17 protein-coding genes and 1 tRNA gene are annotated in these 14,029 nt (G+C 64.6%); 8 read left to right on the top strand and 10 right to left on the bottom strand.

The annotated features are described in order from the left end of the window. Nucleotides 1-44: 44 nt before the first annotated feature. Entirely contained in the window at nt 45-3,338 is a 3,294-nt protein-coding gene (carB, locus tag KJJ24_RS06160; protein ID WP_214342531.1) for a carbamoyl-phosphate synthase large subunit, read from the bottom strand. A gap of 82 nt (nt 3,339-3,420) precedes the next feature. On the opposite strand from carB, the gene KJJ24_RS06165 reads away from it, so the two are divergent. The 4 genes from KJJ24_RS06165 to KJJ24_RS06180 are packed head-to-tail and all read left to right on the top strand — an operon-like array spanning nt 3,421 to nt 6,007. Beyond that, nucleotides 3,421-4,056: a DUF3318 domain-containing protein gene (locus KJJ24_RS06165; RefSeq protein ID WP_214342533.1), complete on the top strand. Its 636-nt coding sequence runs from the start codon at nt 3,421-3,423 to the stop codon at nt 4,054-4,056. After that, entirely contained in the window at nt 4,049-4,483 is a 435-nt protein-coding gene (gene rsfS, locus KJJ24_RS06170) for a ribosome silencing factor (RefSeq protein ID WP_250544957.1), read from the top strand. The genes KJJ24_RS06165 and rsfS overlap by 8 nt, the downstream gene beginning before the upstream one ends. Before the next feature lie 12 nt (nt 4,484-4,495). Continuing rightward, nucleotides 4,496-5,005 carry a CGLD27 family protein gene (locus tag KJJ24_RS06175; RefSeq protein WP_214342535.1) on the top strand — a complete coding sequence of 170 codons (510 nt, stop codon included), beginning with the start codon at nt 4,496-4,498 and terminating at the stop codon, nt 5,003-5,005. 21 nt (nt 5,006-5,026) lie between these two features. Then, entirely contained in the window at nt 5,027-6,007 is a 981-nt protein-coding gene (locus tag KJJ24_RS06180) for an asparaginase (protein ID WP_214342537.1), read from the top strand. A 180-nt stretch (nt 6,008-6,187) separates the two neighbouring features. Here KJJ24_RS06180 and KJJ24_RS06185 read toward each other — a convergent pair whose 3' ends face one another. Continuing rightward, nucleotides 6,188-6,904 carry a transaldolase family protein gene (locus KJJ24_RS06185; RefSeq protein ID WP_250544958.1) on the bottom strand — a complete coding sequence of 239 codons (717 nt, stop codon included), beginning with the start codon at nt 6,902-6,904 and terminating at the stop codon, nt 6,188-6,190. Between the two features lie 62 nt (nt 6,905-6,966). On the opposite strand from KJJ24_RS06185, the gene KJJ24_RS06190 reads away from it, so the two are divergent. The 3 genes from KJJ24_RS06190 to KJJ24_RS06200 all read left to right on the top strand — a co-directional run bounded on the left by KJJ24_RS06190 (nt 6,967) and on the right by KJJ24_RS06200 (nt 8,919). After that, nucleotides 6,967-7,043 (top strand) — tRNA-Met (locus KJJ24_RS06190). Nucleotides 7,044-7,123: 80 nt separating this feature from the next. Next, nucleotides 7,124-7,306, top strand: a complete 183-nt coding sequence (locus KJJ24_RS06195; protein WP_214342539.1) for a hypothetical protein — start codon at nt 7,124-7,126, stop codon at nt 7,304-7,306. Further along, nucleotides 7,306-8,919 carry a GMC oxidoreductase gene (locus KJJ24_RS06200; RefSeq protein ID WP_214342541.1) on the top strand — a complete coding sequence of 538 codons (1,614 nt, stop codon included), beginning with the start codon at nt 7,306-7,308 and terminating at the stop codon, nt 8,917-8,919. Before KJJ24_RS06195 ends, KJJ24_RS06200 begins: the two co-directional genes overlap by 1 nt. Before the next feature lie 168 nt (nt 8,920-9,087). Here KJJ24_RS06200 and KJJ24_RS06205 read toward each other — a convergent pair whose 3' ends face one another. The 8 genes from KJJ24_RS06205 to KJJ24_RS06240 all read right to left on the bottom strand — a co-directional run bounded on the left by KJJ24_RS06205 (nt 9,088) and on the right by KJJ24_RS06240 (nt 13,300). Then, entirely contained in the window at nt 9,088-9,381 is a 294-nt protein-coding gene (locus KJJ24_RS06205) for a DUF2811 domain-containing protein (protein ID WP_214342544.1), read from the bottom strand. 350 nt (nt 9,382-9,731) lie between these two features. Next, nucleotides 9,732-10,907 carry a sirohydrochlorin chelatase gene (locus tag KJJ24_RS06210; RefSeq protein ID WP_214342547.1) on the bottom strand — a complete coding sequence of 392 codons (1,176 nt, stop codon included), beginning with the start codon at nt 10,905-10,907 and terminating at the stop codon, nt 9,732-9,734. Nucleotides 10,908-10,938: 31 nt separating this feature from the next. Then, nucleotides 10,939-11,250, bottom strand: a complete 312-nt coding sequence (locus KJJ24_RS06215; RefSeq protein WP_214342551.1) for a PIN domain-containing protein — start codon at nt 11,248-11,250, stop codon at nt 10,939-10,941. 56 nt (nt 11,251-11,306) lie between these two features. Then, on the bottom strand, nt 11,307-11,495 hold the full coding sequence (locus KJJ24_RS06220) for an AbrB/MazE/SpoVT family DNA-binding domain-containing protein (protein WP_371811786.1): 189 nt from the start codon (nt 11,493-11,495) through the stop codon (nt 11,307-11,309). A gap of 80 nt (nt 11,496-11,575) precedes the next feature. Beyond that, on the bottom strand, nt 11,576-11,893 hold the full coding sequence (locus KJJ24_RS06225) for a hypothetical protein (protein WP_214342554.1): 318 nt from the start codon (nt 11,891-11,893) through the stop codon (nt 11,576-11,578). Between the two features lie 166 nt (nt 11,894-12,059). Further along, nucleotides 12,060-12,410 (bottom strand): nucleotidyltransferase domain-containing protein, encoded by a 351-nt coding sequence (locus KJJ24_RS06230; RefSeq protein ID WP_250545004.1) that lies wholly within the window; start codon nt 12,408-12,410, stop codon nt 12,060-12,062. Further along, entirely contained in the window at nt 12,367-12,774 is a 408-nt protein-coding gene (locus KJJ24_RS06235) for a HEPN domain-containing protein (protein WP_214342560.1), read from the bottom strand. The genes KJJ24_RS06230 and KJJ24_RS06235 overlap by 44 nt, the downstream gene beginning before the upstream one ends. Nucleotides 12,775-12,832: 58 nt before the next feature. After that, the gene (locus tag KJJ24_RS06240) at nt 12,833-13,300 is read right to left on the bottom strand and encodes a hypothetical protein (protein WP_214342563.1); all 468 of its coding nucleotides are present in this window, start codon (nt 13,298-13,300) and stop codon (nt 12,833-12,835) included. A 142-nt stretch (nt 13,301-13,442) separates the two neighbouring features. Here KJJ24_RS06240 and KJJ24_RS06245 point away from each other — a divergent pair, with 142 nt between their 5' ends. Continuing rightward, nucleotides 13,443-13,904: a hypothetical protein gene (locus KJJ24_RS06245; protein WP_214342565.1), complete on the top strand. Its 462-nt coding sequence runs from the start codon at nt 13,443-13,445 to the stop codon at nt 13,902-13,904. Nucleotides 13,905-14,029 lie beyond the last annotated feature (125 nt).

Raw genomic sequence — 14,029 nt, forward strand, 5'->3', positions numbered from 1 at the left:
AGTGGCTTCAGGCTACGGGTTTGAGCTCGGCTGCCGCCGCCCCATCAGGCATGAATGTCCTGCAGGGCGCGCACCTGCATCTCCTGGCCTTGTAGGGCTTCGATCGCTTCGACGGCAGCGCGGGCACCAGCGAGTGTGGTCACGGTGGTGACGGCGTAATCGATGGCGGCGCGGCGGAGGTAGCGGTCGTCATGGGCCGCTTGCCGTCCAACCGGTGTGTTGATCACCAGTTGGATCTCGCCAGAGCGGATCGCATCTTCAATGTTGGGCCGGCCTTCATGCACCTTGAGCACCGGTTCCACGCTGAGGCCTGCATCAGAAAGCCAGCGGGCGGTGCCTTCAGTGGCCACCAGGCGGAAGCCCATCTGAGCCAGGCGCTGGGCCACGGGCAACAGGGCGGGTTTGTCGCGGTCGTGGGTGGAGAGAAACACCGTGCCACTGGCGGGCAGCGCTTCACTCGCGCCGAGTTCGGCCTTGGCGTAAGCCAGGCCGAAGCTGGTGGCCGTTCCCATCACTTCACCCGTGCTGCGCATCTCAGGGCCGAGCAGCGAATCAGCGCCGGGGAAGCGCTTGAACGGCAGCACCGCTTCCTTCACCGCCTGCAACGGCGGCACCGGTTCGGACGTCAGGCCGATCTGCTCGAGGGTTTGGCCCGCCATGATCCGGCTGGCGATCTTGGCCAGCGGAGCGCCGGTGGCCTTGGCCACAAATGGCACGGTGCGAGAAGCACGCGGGTTGGCTTCGATGATGAACACGAGGCCGTCCTTCACGGCGAACTGCAGGTTGATCAGGCCGTTCACGTTGAGCGCCAAGGCCAGCGCTTCACTCCACTGGCGAATCGTGGCCAGGGCCTCCTGCTCCAGGCTCACCGCCGGCAGGGCGCAGGCGGAATCACCGGAATGCACACCGGCGGGCTCGATGTGCTCCATCAGGCCGCCGATCACCACGCGGCCGGTGGCATCGCAGAGGGCATCCACATCCACCTCGGTGGCGTTTTCCAGGTACTGGTCGATCAACACGGGGTGATCGGGCTCCACGTTCACCGCTTCCACCATGTAGCGATTGAGCTCCTCCTCGCCGTACACCACCTCCATGGCACGGCCGCCGAGCACATAGCTCGGGCGCACCACCACGGGATAGCCCACGCGCTCGGCGATCACGCGCGCTTCAGCTTCGCTGCGGGCCAGGCCATTGCGGGGCTGGCGGATGTCGAGCTTGCGCAGGATCGCCTCAAACTGTTCGCGATCTTCCGCCGTGTCGATCGATTCGGGCGAGGTGCCCCAGATGCGGGTGCCGGTGGCCTGGCCGGCGGGGGATTCGAGCCAACGCAGCAGCGGGATTGCCAGCTTGAGCGGCGTCTGGCCGCCGAACTGCACGATCACGCCTTCGGGCTTTTCGGCCTCGATCACGTTGAGCACGTCTTCAAAGGTGAGCGGCTCGAAATAGAGGCGATCGGAGGTGTCGTAATCGGTCGACACCGTTTCGGGGTTGGAGTTCACCATCACCGTGGCGAAACCCTCGGCCTGCAGCGCAAACGAGGCGTGCACGCAGCAGTAGTCGAACTCGATGCCCTGGCCGATGCGGTTGGGACCACCGCCCAGGATCATCACCTTGCGGCGGGTTTCGGGCTGCACCTCGCTTTCGGGAGCGATCAGCTCCAGCGAGCCGTCACCTGTCAGCCGCTCCATCGGCCGCTCATAGGTGGCGTAGTGATACGGGGTGGTGGAGGCGAATTCGGCAGCGCAGGTGTCCACGGTTTTGAACACCGCGTTCACCCCCAGGCGCTGGCGCTGGTTGCGCACCTCGAGCTCTTTGCAACCTGTGGCCCAGGCGATCTGACGATCAGAGAAGCCCAACTGCTTGAGCTGCAGCAGCGCCTCAGCATCGAGATCCCCCAGCTGGCGGCCTTGAAGCAGCCGCTGTTCGGTTTCGATGATCCGGCGCAGCTTGGCCAGGAACCAAGGATCAATCGAGGAGATGCGGTGAATATCGGCATCGCAGTAGCCGTTCACCATCGCCGTGCGCACCGCAAAGATGCGATCGGGCGCGGGAGTGCGCAGCTCGCGATCAAGGCTGGAGCGCTCGGGGGTGGGATCGGGCCGGTCGCAGCCCCAGCCGGCGTGGCCGGTTTCCAGGGAGCGCAGCGCCTTCTGGAACGACTCCTCGAAATTGCGACCGATCGCCATCGCCTCACCCACCGACTTCATCGCCGTGGTGAGCACCGCCGGGCTGCCGCGGAATTTTTCAAAGGCGAAGCGCGGCACCTTGGTGACCACGTAATCAATGGTGGGCTCGAAGCAGGCCGGTGTCTTGCCCGTGATGTCGTTGAGGATCTCGTCGAGGGTGTAGCCCACGGCCAGGCGTGCGGCGATCTTGGCGATCGGGAAGCCCGTGGCCTTGGAGGCCAGCGCCGAAGAACGCGACACGCGCGGGTTCATCTCGATCACGATCACATCGCCGTTGGCGGGATTGATCGCGAACTGAATGTTGCTGCCGCCGGTATCCACGCCGATCTCACGGATGATCGCGATCGCCTGATCGCGCAGGCGCTGGTATTCGCGGTCGGTGAGGGTTTGGGAGGGGGCCACCGTGATCGAGTCACCGGTGTGCACGCCCATCGGATCGAGGTTCTCGATCGAGCAGACGATCACCACGTTGTCGGCGGTGTCGCGCATCACCTCCAGTTCGAACTCCTTCCAACCGAGCAGCGACTGCTCGATCAGGATCTGATTCACCGGGCTGGCATCGAGGCCGCTCAGGCAGATGGCGCGGAATTCCTCGGGGTTGTAGGCGATGCCGCCGCCGCTGCCGCCCAGGGTGAAGGCGGGGCGAATGATGCGGGGGTAGCTGCCGATCTGCTCACCCACCACCTCCGCTTCCTCGAGGGTGGTGGCGATGCCGGAGGGGCAGACGGCCACGCCGATGCGCTCCATCGCCTGCTTGAACAGGTCGCGGTCTTCGGCCTTTTCGATCGCCTGCAGGTTGGCGCCGATCAGCTCCACGCCGTACTGCTCCAGCGTGCCGTCTTTGGCCAGGGCTACCGCCAAGTTGAGAGCGGTCTGGCCGCCCATGGTGGGCAGCAGCGCATCGGGGCGCTCCAGCTCGATCACCCGCCGCACCACATCCGGGGTGAGCGGCTCGATGTAGGTGCGATCCGCCATATCCGGATCGGTCATGATCGAGGCGGGGTTGCTGTTCACCAGCACCACCTCAAACCCCTCGGCCCGCAAGGCCTTACAAGCCTGAGTGCCCGAGTAATCAAATTCACAGGCCTGGCCGATCACAATCGGGCCCGAACCCAGAAGCAGGATGCGACGCAAATCCGTGCGACGGGGCATGGGAGGTTGTCCGGCAGCCAAACCCACCTACCCTCTCACGGGAGGTGGCTACTGTTGATTTCAAATCTGAGGTGACGTCTTCATGAGCGAACTCCAGCGCCTGAAGGGGCTGCTGCCCCCCGAGATGCAGAGCTGGGTGTTTGTCGAAGCCGCTGCTTCAGCTGACCCACCGCTGATCACCATCGAGGAGATCGGCCGCGATGAGGTGGAGATCCAGCTGGATCTGCAGAAGTGGGATGCGCTGGCGATCGATCACCGCAACCTGCTCTTTTGGCACGAGGTGGGCCGCGTCCAGAACGATGCCGTGCCCCGCGACGGCTGGGAAATGGCCGCGCTGGCGATCGGCCTGGGCGGCGCCATCGGTGAGCTGTGGGTGCAAGACGGCCTCTTGCTGCTGATGGCCCTGGGCCTCTCTGGCTTTGCCGGCTATCGCCTCTACCTGAAAAACAACTCCGAGAAACGCCTTCAAGACGCGATTGCGGCCGATGAGCGCGCCATCGACCTGGCCTGCCGCTTCGGTTACAGCCTGCCCAATGCCTATAAGAGCCTGGGCGGCGCCCTCAAGGAGCTGGTGGAGCAGACCCGCAAGAAGAAAAAGCGCGGCTTCTACGAAGACCGCCTCGAGGCGCTGCGCAAGAGTGCTGGCAAGGCCCGCGCCGAGATGGCTCAGCAACAGGGGTCCCGTCAATCCGTGAGCAGCGAGAACGTGTATGGCTGAGGCCGTAAGCCCCGAAAAGCCCAGTCCCGACCCCAGCCGCCCGCGGCTCAACCTTGACGACAGCCACCAGCTGGCGCTGCTGGCCGCTGAAGCCTGTGACGACCGCAAAGCGGGCGACATCGTGCTGCTGCGGGTGGAGGAGATCTCCTCGATTGCTGATTGGTTTGTGATCGCCACCGGCTTCTCCGATGTGCAGGTGCGTGCCATCGCCCGCTCGGTGGAAGACAAAATCGAGGAGGAAAGTGGCGGCCGCCTGCCCCTACGCAAAGAGGGTCAGAAAGAGGGCCGCTGGGTTCTGCTCGATTACGGCGAAGTGATCGTGCACGCCCTCACGCCGGATGAGCGCAGCTACTACGACCTCGAGTCGTTCTGGGGTCACGGCGAGAAGGAGACCTATCTAGGGTCAGATCAAGCACCACCGGCCTGAGGCCGGGCCCCCATGGCCGGCAGCAGCGACCTCAGCTCAATCGTGTGCCCGGTGCCGCGGGAGCAGCGGCCGCTGGAGCAATACAAAGAGCTGCAGGCCAGCTGGTTTTTTGTGTGGCCCCATAACGGCGACCGAGGTCTGGCCACACCGCTGATTCGTGCCTGGCTGATCCTGCTGCCGCTCACGATGCTCGTGGCCAGCGGCAGCGTGCCTCTGCGCCACAATTTGCCGCGGCTGGTGGTCGCTGGCGCGGTAGCGGGTCTGGTGGTGCCCTTGCTGCTGCTCGTGCGGCAATGGCTGGGCTGGACGAACTTGCAGCGCCGCCTGATCGCCACCTCGGTGGAATACGAGGAATCTGGCTGGTACGACGGCCAGGTGTGGGAAAAGCCGGTGGAATGGCGGCAACAGGATCTGCTGGTGGCCAATCACGAGGTGAAACCCGTGCTCTGGCGGCTGCAGCAAGCGATGGCCATCATCGCGGCGTTGATGCTGGTGGGGACCAGCCTCTGTCAGGCTCTGTGAGCGATCGGGCCTGAGCCCTGCATGAGCTTCTCAAGCAGCTTCGGAACCAGCGGACGCCCCAGCGTGCCGCCCCTCGAGGTGCGGCTCACCCGCAATTCCATCCATGAATCGCTGCACCGGGTGCATGCGGTGGTGTGCGACCAACGCGGCCGTGTGCTGATGCGCGCCGGCGACCCGCAGCAGCTCAGTTTCATCCGCTCGGCGCTCAAACCTTTCCAAGCCCAGGTGTTTGTGAGCAGCGGTGCTGCCGACCAGGGCAACCACGATGACCGTGCCCTGGCTATCGCTTGTGCCTCCCATGCGGGTGAAGCCGAGCAGGCCCGCGAAGCCTTCAAGATCCTGTGGAAATCGGATCTAGAGAGCGAGCAGCTCCAGTGCCCCACACCGAAGGGCCGCCAGAGCCCTCTGGAGCACAACTGTTCGGGCAAACACGCTGCCTTCCTGGCCACCTGCAAACGCATGCAGTGGCCGCTGGAGAGCTACCTCCAGCTCGATCACCCGCTGCAGCAGCAAGTGCTCAAACGTGTGGGCGAACTCCTCGGCATGCCCGCTGCTGAACTCCTAGCCGCCCGCGACGATTGCGGGGCCCCCACCCTGCAGCTGCAGCTCTCGCAGATGGCGCTGCTGTTTGCTCACCTCGCCGCCAGCGAGCAGCCCGAGATGGAGCGCCTCAGCCGGGCGATGCTTGCCAACCCCGAGTTAGTGGCCGGTGAAGGCCGCTTCGACACCGTGGTGATGCGCAGCGGCCACGGCCAGGTGCTGAGCAAAGGCGGCGCCGAAGGCATCCAGTGCCTCAGCCGCGTGGGTGAAGGCCTGGGCCTAGCCATCAAGGTGGAAGACGGCGCCAGCCGCGCCAAACACGCTGTGGCCCTGCACCTGATGCAGCAACTGGAATGGCTCACTCCGATGACGCTCGAGGAGCTAGGCCAGCAGTTCCTCCACCCCAATGAAGGCGTGAAGCTCGAAGTGAGCGGCGAACTGCGCTTCGACAACGGCCGCTGAGGGGCTGTTAGCCCTAACCCGATCGTCCTGTGTCCTTTCCTTGGTGCTTGGCCTGATCCGGAGCTGCTCTCAAGGGCCGATCTGGATTGCTCATGGGGCACTGTCCAGCTCTGGATATCCATGGATATCCGGAGCTGGACAGCTCGAAACCAAACCTTCAGCCCCCCCACCGAGACCCGATCAAGCCCCCAGGGCATCGCGTTCGAATTGGGCAGCGGCGGCGAGCGTGGGCTCCACGGCAAACAGAGCGGCTGCGATCTCAGGGCTGATGGTGAACGTGTTGAGTCCTTCAGCAGCTAGGCGAGCGAGATCGTCCGGGGAGCGGAGGCTTGCCACCAGGAGCCGCAGGGGCTGGCGGTGTGGTGCGGCTGGGCCCAAGCTGGCCACGATCCGCTGCATTTGCCTGAGTTCGGCGTGGCCATCACGGCCGAGATCGCCGATGCGGCCGAGGTAGGGGGCGATGTAATCAGCGCCGAGGGCGGAGGCCAGCAACACCTGGGCGGGTTCGTAGCAGGCGGTGAAGGTCACCGGCCAGCCCTCGGCGATCAAGGCGCGAGCGGCGGCAGCCCCTGCTCGGGTGATCGGCAGCTTCACCCAGATGCGGCCAGGCGCCAGTTGAGCCAGATCGCGTCCGCAAGCAAACAGATCCGCGCCCCAAGCCTGCAGATGCAGCTCCTGGGCGCCAAGATCGAGGGCATGGGCTGAAAGCGCAGCGAGATGGTCGAGGCGGCAGGGCTGGGCGGCGCGGCGCAGCAGCGTGGGGTTGGTGGTGACACCGCGAAACAAACCCGTGGGCAGCCACTCAGCCCAGGCGTGAGGATCAGCACTGTCAAGGAGCAGACGCAACGCCATCAGCAGGATCAAGGCCGCGGTGCGGCCTGCGTTGGAGGCCCCCATGCTGACGTTCGCCCTGGACGCAAGTCGCCAAGACACCCTGCGGTGTATGCTTTTGAGGTCGCCGCGGGGTAGAGCAGTCTGGTAGCTCGTCGGGCTCATAACCCGAAGGTCGGTGGTTCAAATCCGCCCCCCGCCACCAAACCAAGAGCCCCGGCCATCGCGAGATCGGCCGGGGCTTTTTGATGGTTTGATCACCGCATCCCTCACTGCAGGAGCTCGATGACCAGCACGCCCCCACCCAGCGCGGCGGTCATGGCCGCCGACAAGGTCGCCAGCACCCATCCGCTGATCCTCACGGCGGCACTGGTGTGGCTGAGTATTGATCTGATCGGGGATGGTCTCCTGGCGCTGCGCACCCTGCTGGCGAGCGTTACCCACGAGCGCAACGTGACCCCCTCCTGATGGCCGACGCGATCGTGGTGGGCTCCGGTGCCTGCGGCGGCGTCGCTGCCCTGGCCCTGGCCGAAGCAGGCCTGAAGGTGCTGATGCTGGAGGCGGGCCCGGAGCTCAGCGCTCCGCGGGCTTTCGGTAGCGAGCCGCTGAACAGCCTCAAGCGGCTGGCCGCCTTGAGCAGTGGCCGCCAAACGCTGGCGGCGCAGCACCCCGGCTACTGGAAGGCCAACCCCGATCTCTATGTGAACGAATGGGAGAACCCTTACAGCACCCCTGACGGGCAGCCGTTTCTCTGGACCCGCGGCCGACAGGTGGGGGGAAAAAGCCTCACCTGGGGCGGCATCACCCTGCGGCTCTCCGACAGCGAGTTCGCAGCGGCTGAGCGCGATGGGCATGGCCGCAGCTGGCCGATCCGCCACGCCGATCTAGCGCCGTATTACGAGCGGCTGGAGGCGCTGCTGCAGATCCACGGCCGGGCCGACGGCTTGCCGCAGCTGCCCGATCCCAGCGGCGCCCCCAACCCAGCGCTACCACTCACACCCGCCGAGGAGCACCTGCAGCGCTGCATCCGCCGCGATCTGGATCTCCCCTTGATCCCCTCGCGCGGTTTTGCGCTGCGCCGACCCACCGACGGCCCCTGGCCGCGCTCCTGCTCCCAGGGCGGCGCCCTCAAGGCGGCCCTGGCCACCGGCCGGGTGCAGCTGCAAAGCGAAGCGGTGGTCAGCCACGTGCTGGTCGAACCCCGCAGTGGACGAGCCCGCGGGGTGGAGTGGATCCATGGCCGCAGCCGCCAACGCCACTTGAGCGAAGCCCCCCTGGTGGTGCTCAGCGCCTCCACGATCGAGAGCCTGCGGCTGCTGCTGCACTCCCAGCAGGTGGGGGGCCTGGAAGACGTCAGCGGTCTGCTCGGGCAGGGGCTGATGGATCACGTATCAGCCAGCTGCTTCTTTGCACTGCCCGAGCAGCCCTCGCCTGGGGCGACAGAGCTCTCTGGGGCCGGCAGCTGCTTCATCCCCAACACCCTCGAACAACGCCCCTTCCAGCGTGGCTATGGCCTCTGGTGCGGCATCCAGCGCTTTGACCCGCCGGCGTTGCTCAAGCGCAATCGCCAGGCGGCGGTGGGCTTCCTGATCGGGCACGGCGAGGTGCTCAGCCAAGCGGGTAACCGCGTCAGCCTCCACAGCGAACGCTGTGATGCTTGGGGCATCCCCATCGCCCACATCGCCTGCCGCTGGAGCGACAACGAGCAGCGCATGGTGCAGCACATGCAAGAGCGCATGCGGGCTGTCGTCGCCAGCGGCGGGGGCCAGATCGCCCCCCTGGCGGATCTGTTTGTGATGCCGTTGGTGGAACCGCTGGTGCAGGGGAGCCTCGCCATGGCCCCCGGGGCTGCGCCGCCGGGCTACTACATCCATGAGCTCGGCGGTGCGCCGATGGGCGCCAGCGAAGCCCACGGGGTGCTGAACCCCTGGAACCAGCTCTGGCGCACGCCCAACCTGCTCGTCTGCGACGGCAGCGCCTGGCCCAGCGCCGGCTGGCAGAGCCCCACACTCACGAGCATGGCGTTGAGCTGGCGGGCCTGCAGCCACGCCGCCGCCTCACTCAAACGCGGTGAGCTTTAGCTGACGCAGAGGCTGATTTGGTGTCAACCACCACATCCAGCGTTGGCGATGACCCGCACACTATGCAGGCGACCTTTCAACGGGTCGGGCAAGGGAGAAACACCAGGCGGGAGCTCGGCACTCCCGCTTTTTTCTGTTTGTTTTTAGCGCGCGTTGATCAGGCCCCGATCACTCGCCGGGCTTCATGAACAAGCCATTGAGATAGTGCTGGGCCACGCAGCGATCACTGCAGCCGTTCTGAAACAGGAAACCGGCCAAAGCTGACGTGATCACGCGGTATTGATCCCACTCCGGACGGCTGGAGAGGAACGCCCGCATGCCATCAAACAGGGCTTCGGGCACCTCCGCCTCGAGGCTGATGCGAGCCGCAGTGGTGGCGTCGTCTTGCTCCAGGCAGCGGCTGAGGTGATCGCGCTGATCCAATTGCACCTGCTGCTCGGGCTCCAAGCGATCTCCATCCATTGGTGGAGCTATCAATCCACACCGAGGCGGTCTGCGTCAAAGCGATGCATCCAGCTCAAAACCACCACGAGACCCAGCGAGACAGCCTGGCAATCCGGCCCTCAACACCAAGAGCTGGGGCACGACCTTGCTGCAGTTAGCTGCGGGGGCAACCCTGTCAAGCAGTGCCTGAACCAATTGGCGCAATCCCCAGAAAACCCTGCCCGCGAGGCTCAAAGCCGATGCGCTGGGGAAAACAGCGGGGCTACCTGTGGAAATCAAGCCAATCCCGGGGAATGCCGCCAATGATCAGCAGGGCTTATGAGATCGGGTCTTGCGAGACCCGCCCGTAACCGAGACGGATGAATCGCTCAAACCCCAGGCTTTTCTTCCGGTTTCTGCCGCGGTTTGTAAAGCGTGCGCGGCCCCAGCGGGTGGTCGGCATGGGGATAGGGCGCATGGGTGTGGCCGTGGTCATGCGCATGGCTGTGGTCGTGGGCGTGATCGTGGGAATGACCGTGCGCGTGGTCATGGCTGTGGTGCCCGAGCGGGATCGGGATGCCATCGGGCTGACAAGCCCCGGTGCACTCGAGCTCGCAGAGGGTGCAGGCTTCCACCAGGCCTTCCACGTGGTGGTGATGGCTCTGTTGGGGGGCGCCCACCTCGGTTTCAAAGCCGAGCACCTGGGCGCGGTATTTGCAGAGGGAGCAGTTCATCTGGGTCTCGCCGCGTACAACCTCCTGCACGCGCTCCAGGAAGGTGTTGAGCACGAGCGGGTGATCCCCCAGGTAGCTCGCGTCGACAAACTCCAGCTCCGGGTGGTCGGCCGCCACCAGCTGGGTGTGCTGGCGGATGCGGCTCACCAACACCCCCGAAAAGAGGAAGTAGGGGAACATCACGATGCGGCGGAAGCCGAGTTTCACGGCATGGCGCAGGCCCGGCTCCACCAAGGGGAAGGTGACGCCCGAATACACGGTTTCGCCCCAGCCAAAGCCGAAGCCCTCCACCAACATCCGCGCCACCTTGGCCACGTTGGAGTTGGCATCGGGATCGGATGAGCCTCTCCCCACCACCACCAGCAACGTGTCGCTGAGGGGCACCGGCTCCTCCCCACGGGAGGCAGCGGCGCTCTCTGACGCATCCAGGGCTTCGCGGATGCGGGCGCCGGCCGCCTGGATCATGCTCAGGTCGACACCCAGCTCACGGCCGTAATCAATCCGCAGGCCGGTTTCCGCCGCATAGGTATTGAGCACGGAGGGGATGTCGTTCTTGGCATGGCCAGCCGCGAACAGCATCCCGGGCACCGCCAACACCCGCTTCACGCCCTGGGCCCGCAGGCTGTCGAGCCCATCGCGCAGGATCGGCCGCGCGAACTCCAGATAGCCGTATTCCACCGGCACACCCGGCAACAGCACGCGCAGGCCTTCCGCAAGCTGAGCGAATTCACCCACCGCCTGGCGGTTGCGGCTGCCATGCCCACAGATCAGCACCCCGATCGGGCCACCTTCAACGGCGTTGAAATCAAGCTGCGGCGCGGGGTTGCCCATGGGAACACATTCCTGAACCGACCCTATCGGCTCATCCCAACCACTCCTGAGCAAGACCGGCCACAGACAACGGTTGCCGAGCCTTGATCCCGCCAGCCGCAGCCAAGAGCGGCTCAGACGCCTCAATCCACTGAAGGGGCAGCGCCTTGAGTTGCTCGTAGGCCAAACGACCTGCTGATTCCCCTTCGTCTTTCCAGACGCGGTAGAGCACTTCCATTCGTGTCAGGAAGCAGGCGTAACACTGCTGTGGCCCAGAAAGAGCCCTCTCCACACGATCGGCGCCTGGCTCGTTGTCGCGGAGTGTGAGCAAGGCCGATGTATCCAGTAACAACAACGCCCCCATCACTGACCGGCAGAACGCTCTGTCAACCGCTCTGCAAGCAAACGCTCGGTGGAGCCTCAAACACTGCCCATGCCACGAAAGGCCTTCACGGGAGAGGGGTCAACAGGCACGACTCGGATTGATCCATCGCTGTCGACCGTCCACTCCAGCCGCTGCGATGGTCCCAGGGAAAACCTCTCCCGGATCGGGGCCGGAATCACTGTCTGCCCTCGGGACGTAATCGTGCTGCGCACAGCAAAGCTCACGGATGAATTACCAAAACTTAGTTGGATGATTCAGGGCGGCAGGCTTCAATCACTCTCGCCGTACTCCTCAAGCAGGGCGATTACGTCTCTGACCTGTCGTGCGTGGGCGGCTGTGGGTTCGAGTTGGTAGAGGAGCTGGACACGATTGCACTGAGCCTGGCGTCGAGCTCGGCGAAACGCTCGTCCAGCTTCTTCAGTCGCTCGTCTTCTTTCCGCATCCGCTCGTCTTCTTCCCTCATCTGCGCGAGCTCTTGCTCCAGCGCGTAGAGCTGCACGTCGAGATCGATCGTCGGATGCCAGTTGAGCTTCTGCAAGAGCCGTCGCCAAGGCGGCAGCGATGCAAGGAACTCCTGCTTGCTGCGGTAAATCGATGGAAGCGGTTCCCAGGAGGTCGACATGGCTGTAACCGGTGAACAGCGTGATCAGGGCCAGCAAGACGGCGGCGAGGGCCGTGAGCCATCCCTGCCGATCGAAGAACACCACCGTAGCCAGCTCTGACTGGGTCCAGCCTGCTGCGAGCGGCCTGGCACCGGCATCCGTGAAACCACGGGATCAAGCCACACCTCAGCACAACCAACGGAGATCGGCTTGGAGCTCCTGAGCCATGCGGCTCTCTCCGCCGATCAGCTGCGCGAATTCCAGCGAGGTGAGCACCAAGGCATCGCAACTCAAGGGCAGGCGCTCTAGCGGCCAATGACGGAGCCGCTCATGTTGCGGCCCCTCAGCAAGGTCGTCGATCAGCAGCAGATCGAGATCACTGCCCACCGAGGCCGTACCGCGGCTGTAGCTGCCAAACAGACCAACCCGGCGGAGGCCGGGGTTCTGGCGTTGCTGCTCCTCAGCCCACCGTTGGGTCTGTTGCAGCACCTGCTCAGGGCTGGGCCATCGCAGAACCGATTGCGTCAACGAGCGCACGGGCATGGCTGAGAGCATCCGAACTTTGCAGCCGGCCGAAATGATCGGTGGGTGCACCCTCTGGAAGGCTATCCGGATAGCGCGTGGGGATGTAGAGAGCGTCGAGCACCCGCAGTCGATCTTCGAGATCGGTCACCTGGGCTGCGAGGGCTGCCAACGCCTGCGGCGGTAGGTCACGCAAGCAGCGCCCCAAACCATGCCCCCAGCTTTGTTGGCCGTGGTGAAGATGCAACGCCTTGAGGGCCTTCTCAACCGCTTGATGGCAAGCAAAGCAAGCCCACTCATGGTGGCCAGCATCGGCACTGAGTTGAGCCTGGGAGAGGTCAGCTCTGGCCTGATGCAACCAGTCAGCTGCACGATTCATGGGGTCATTGTGGGCAGCTGCCCTCAATCAGTCTCGCCGTACTCGTCAAGCAGGGCGATCACGCCTCTGACCTGTCGTGCGTGGGCGGGTGTTGGTTCGAGTTGGTAGAGGAGCTGGACACGATTGCACTGAGCCTGGCGTCGAGCTCGGCGAAACGCGCGTCCAGCTTCTTCAGTCGCTCGTCTTCTTTCCGCGTCCGCTCGTCCTCTTTCCTCCTGAGCTCGTCTTCTTTCCTCAGCTGCTCGTCTTCGTTCTGCATCTGCAGCAGCCTCTGCTCGATCGCGTATCGCCGCACTTTCAAGTCGACCGTTGGATGCCAGTTGAGCTTCTGCAAGAGCCGTCGCCAGGGCGGCAGCGATGCAAGGAACTCCTGCTTGCTGCGGTAGATCGATGGAAGCGGTTCCCAGGAGGTCGACATGGCTGTAACCGGTGTAGACGGAGTCGGCCGGAGGCCATACAGCGTGATCAGGGCCAGCAAAACGGCGGCGAGGGCCGTAAGCCATCCCAGCCGATAGAACAACACCACCGTAGCCAGCCCTGACTGGGTCCAGCCTGTTGCGAGCGGCCTGGCACCGGCATCCGTGGAACCACGGAATTCCGGAGGAATGCACTTAAACAGCCGAGCATCATCCACCGGTGGGTTTAATGAGAACGCAAGCCTGCAGGCGATGACAGAAGGTCCACGCGAGACAGCCGAACCCGCACATCACGCCACTCCGAAGCGCCAGCGGGGCGGCCGCTCCCGCAAGCGCGAGCTGTTCTGCCCGGCTCATCCTGAGCAGCGGATCGAGGGCAACGGCAAGAAATATTTCCTGCATCTGCTCAGCCCGGAGGAGCTGAAAGCCCGCGGCATGAGCCACAAGAAAGCGCAGCTAGTGATCGAGGCCTATCCGGTGCTGGTGCTCAGCAATGAGTGGCTGGAGGAGCTGTTTTGTCCTCAGTGCGGCTCGAGCCGTTGGTGCCACATCACCAAGATCGACCGTGTGGTTCACAGCGTGCGCTGGGCGCCACGGGAGCTGTGGGAACAAGTGGCCCACGTGGACCCTCTGGTGCCCAACCCAAGCGTGAGCCAGTTCACGCGGCGGTCAGCCCGGAGAACCGATGGTCGCCGCCTGTTCGACCCACGTTGAGCGAGCTAACTGGCAGCGCTGCCAAGAAGACGCCATGGCTGAGACGGTGCAGCGCATGCGGTTACTGGCAGGCTCTGAGAGCGGTGTCGATCTGCTTTGAATCGACGCGAGGCCCTGGCTAGGTT

Origin of the sequence: Synechococcus sp. LA31 (assembly GCF_018502385.1) — a bacterium.
Lineage (GTDB): Bacteria > Cyanobacteriota > Cyanobacteriia > PCC-6307 > Cyanobiaceae > Vulcanococcus.

Bases quoted from the DNA above. Each gene is read 5' to 3' on its own strand.
- carB (WP_214342531.1), bottom strand. From the start codon at position 3,338: ATGCCCCGTCGCACGGATTTGCGTCGCATCCTGCTTCTGGGTTCGGGC.
- KJJ24_RS06165 (WP_214342533.1), top strand. From the start codon at position 3,421: ATGAGCGAACTCCAGCGCCTGAAGGGGCTGCTGCCCCCCGAGATGCAG.
- rsfS (WP_250544957.1), top strand. From the start codon at position 4,049: ATGGCTGAGGCCGTAAGCCCCGAAAAGCCCAGTCCCGACCCCAGCCGC.
- KJJ24_RS06175 (WP_214342535.1), top strand. From the start codon at position 4,496: ATGGCCGGCAGCAGCGACCTCAGCTCAATCGTGTGCCCGGTGCCGCGG.
- KJJ24_RS06180 (WP_214342537.1), top strand. From the start codon at position 5,027: ATGAGCTTCTCAAGCAGCTTCGGAACCAGCGGACGCCCCAGCGTGCCG.
- KJJ24_RS06185 (WP_250544958.1), bottom strand. From the start codon at position 6,904: ATGGGGGCCTCCAACGCAGGCCGCACCGCGGCCTTGATCCTGCTGATG.
- KJJ24_RS06195 (WP_214342539.1), top strand. From the start codon at position 7,124: ATGACCAGCACGCCCCCACCCAGCGCGGCGGTCATGGCCGCCGACAAG.
- KJJ24_RS06200 (WP_214342541.1), top strand. From the start codon at position 7,306: ATGGCCGACGCGATCGTGGTGGGCTCCGGTGCCTGCGGCGGCGTCGCT.
- KJJ24_RS06205 (WP_214342544.1), bottom strand. From the start codon at position 9,381: ATGGATGGAGATCGCTTGGAGCCCGAGCAGCAGGTGCAATTGGATCAG.
- KJJ24_RS06210 (WP_214342547.1), bottom strand. From the start codon at position 10,907: ATGGGCAACCCCGCGCCGCAGCTTGATTTCAACGCCGTTGAAGGTGGC.
- KJJ24_RS06215 (WP_214342551.1), bottom strand. From the start codon at position 11,250: ATGGGGGCGTTGTTGTTACTGGATACATCGGCCTTGCTCACACTCCGC.
- KJJ24_RS06225 (WP_214342554.1), bottom strand. From the start codon at position 11,893: ATGTCGACCTCCTGGGAACCGCTTCCATCGATTTACCGCAGCAAGCAG.
- KJJ24_RS06235 (WP_214342560.1), bottom strand. From the start codon at position 12,774: ATGAATCGTGCAGCTGACTGGTTGCATCAGGCCAGAGCTGACCTCTCC.
- KJJ24_RS06245 (WP_214342565.1), top strand. From the start codon at position 13,443: ATGACAGAAGGTCCACGCGAGACAGCCGAACCCGCACATCACGCCACT.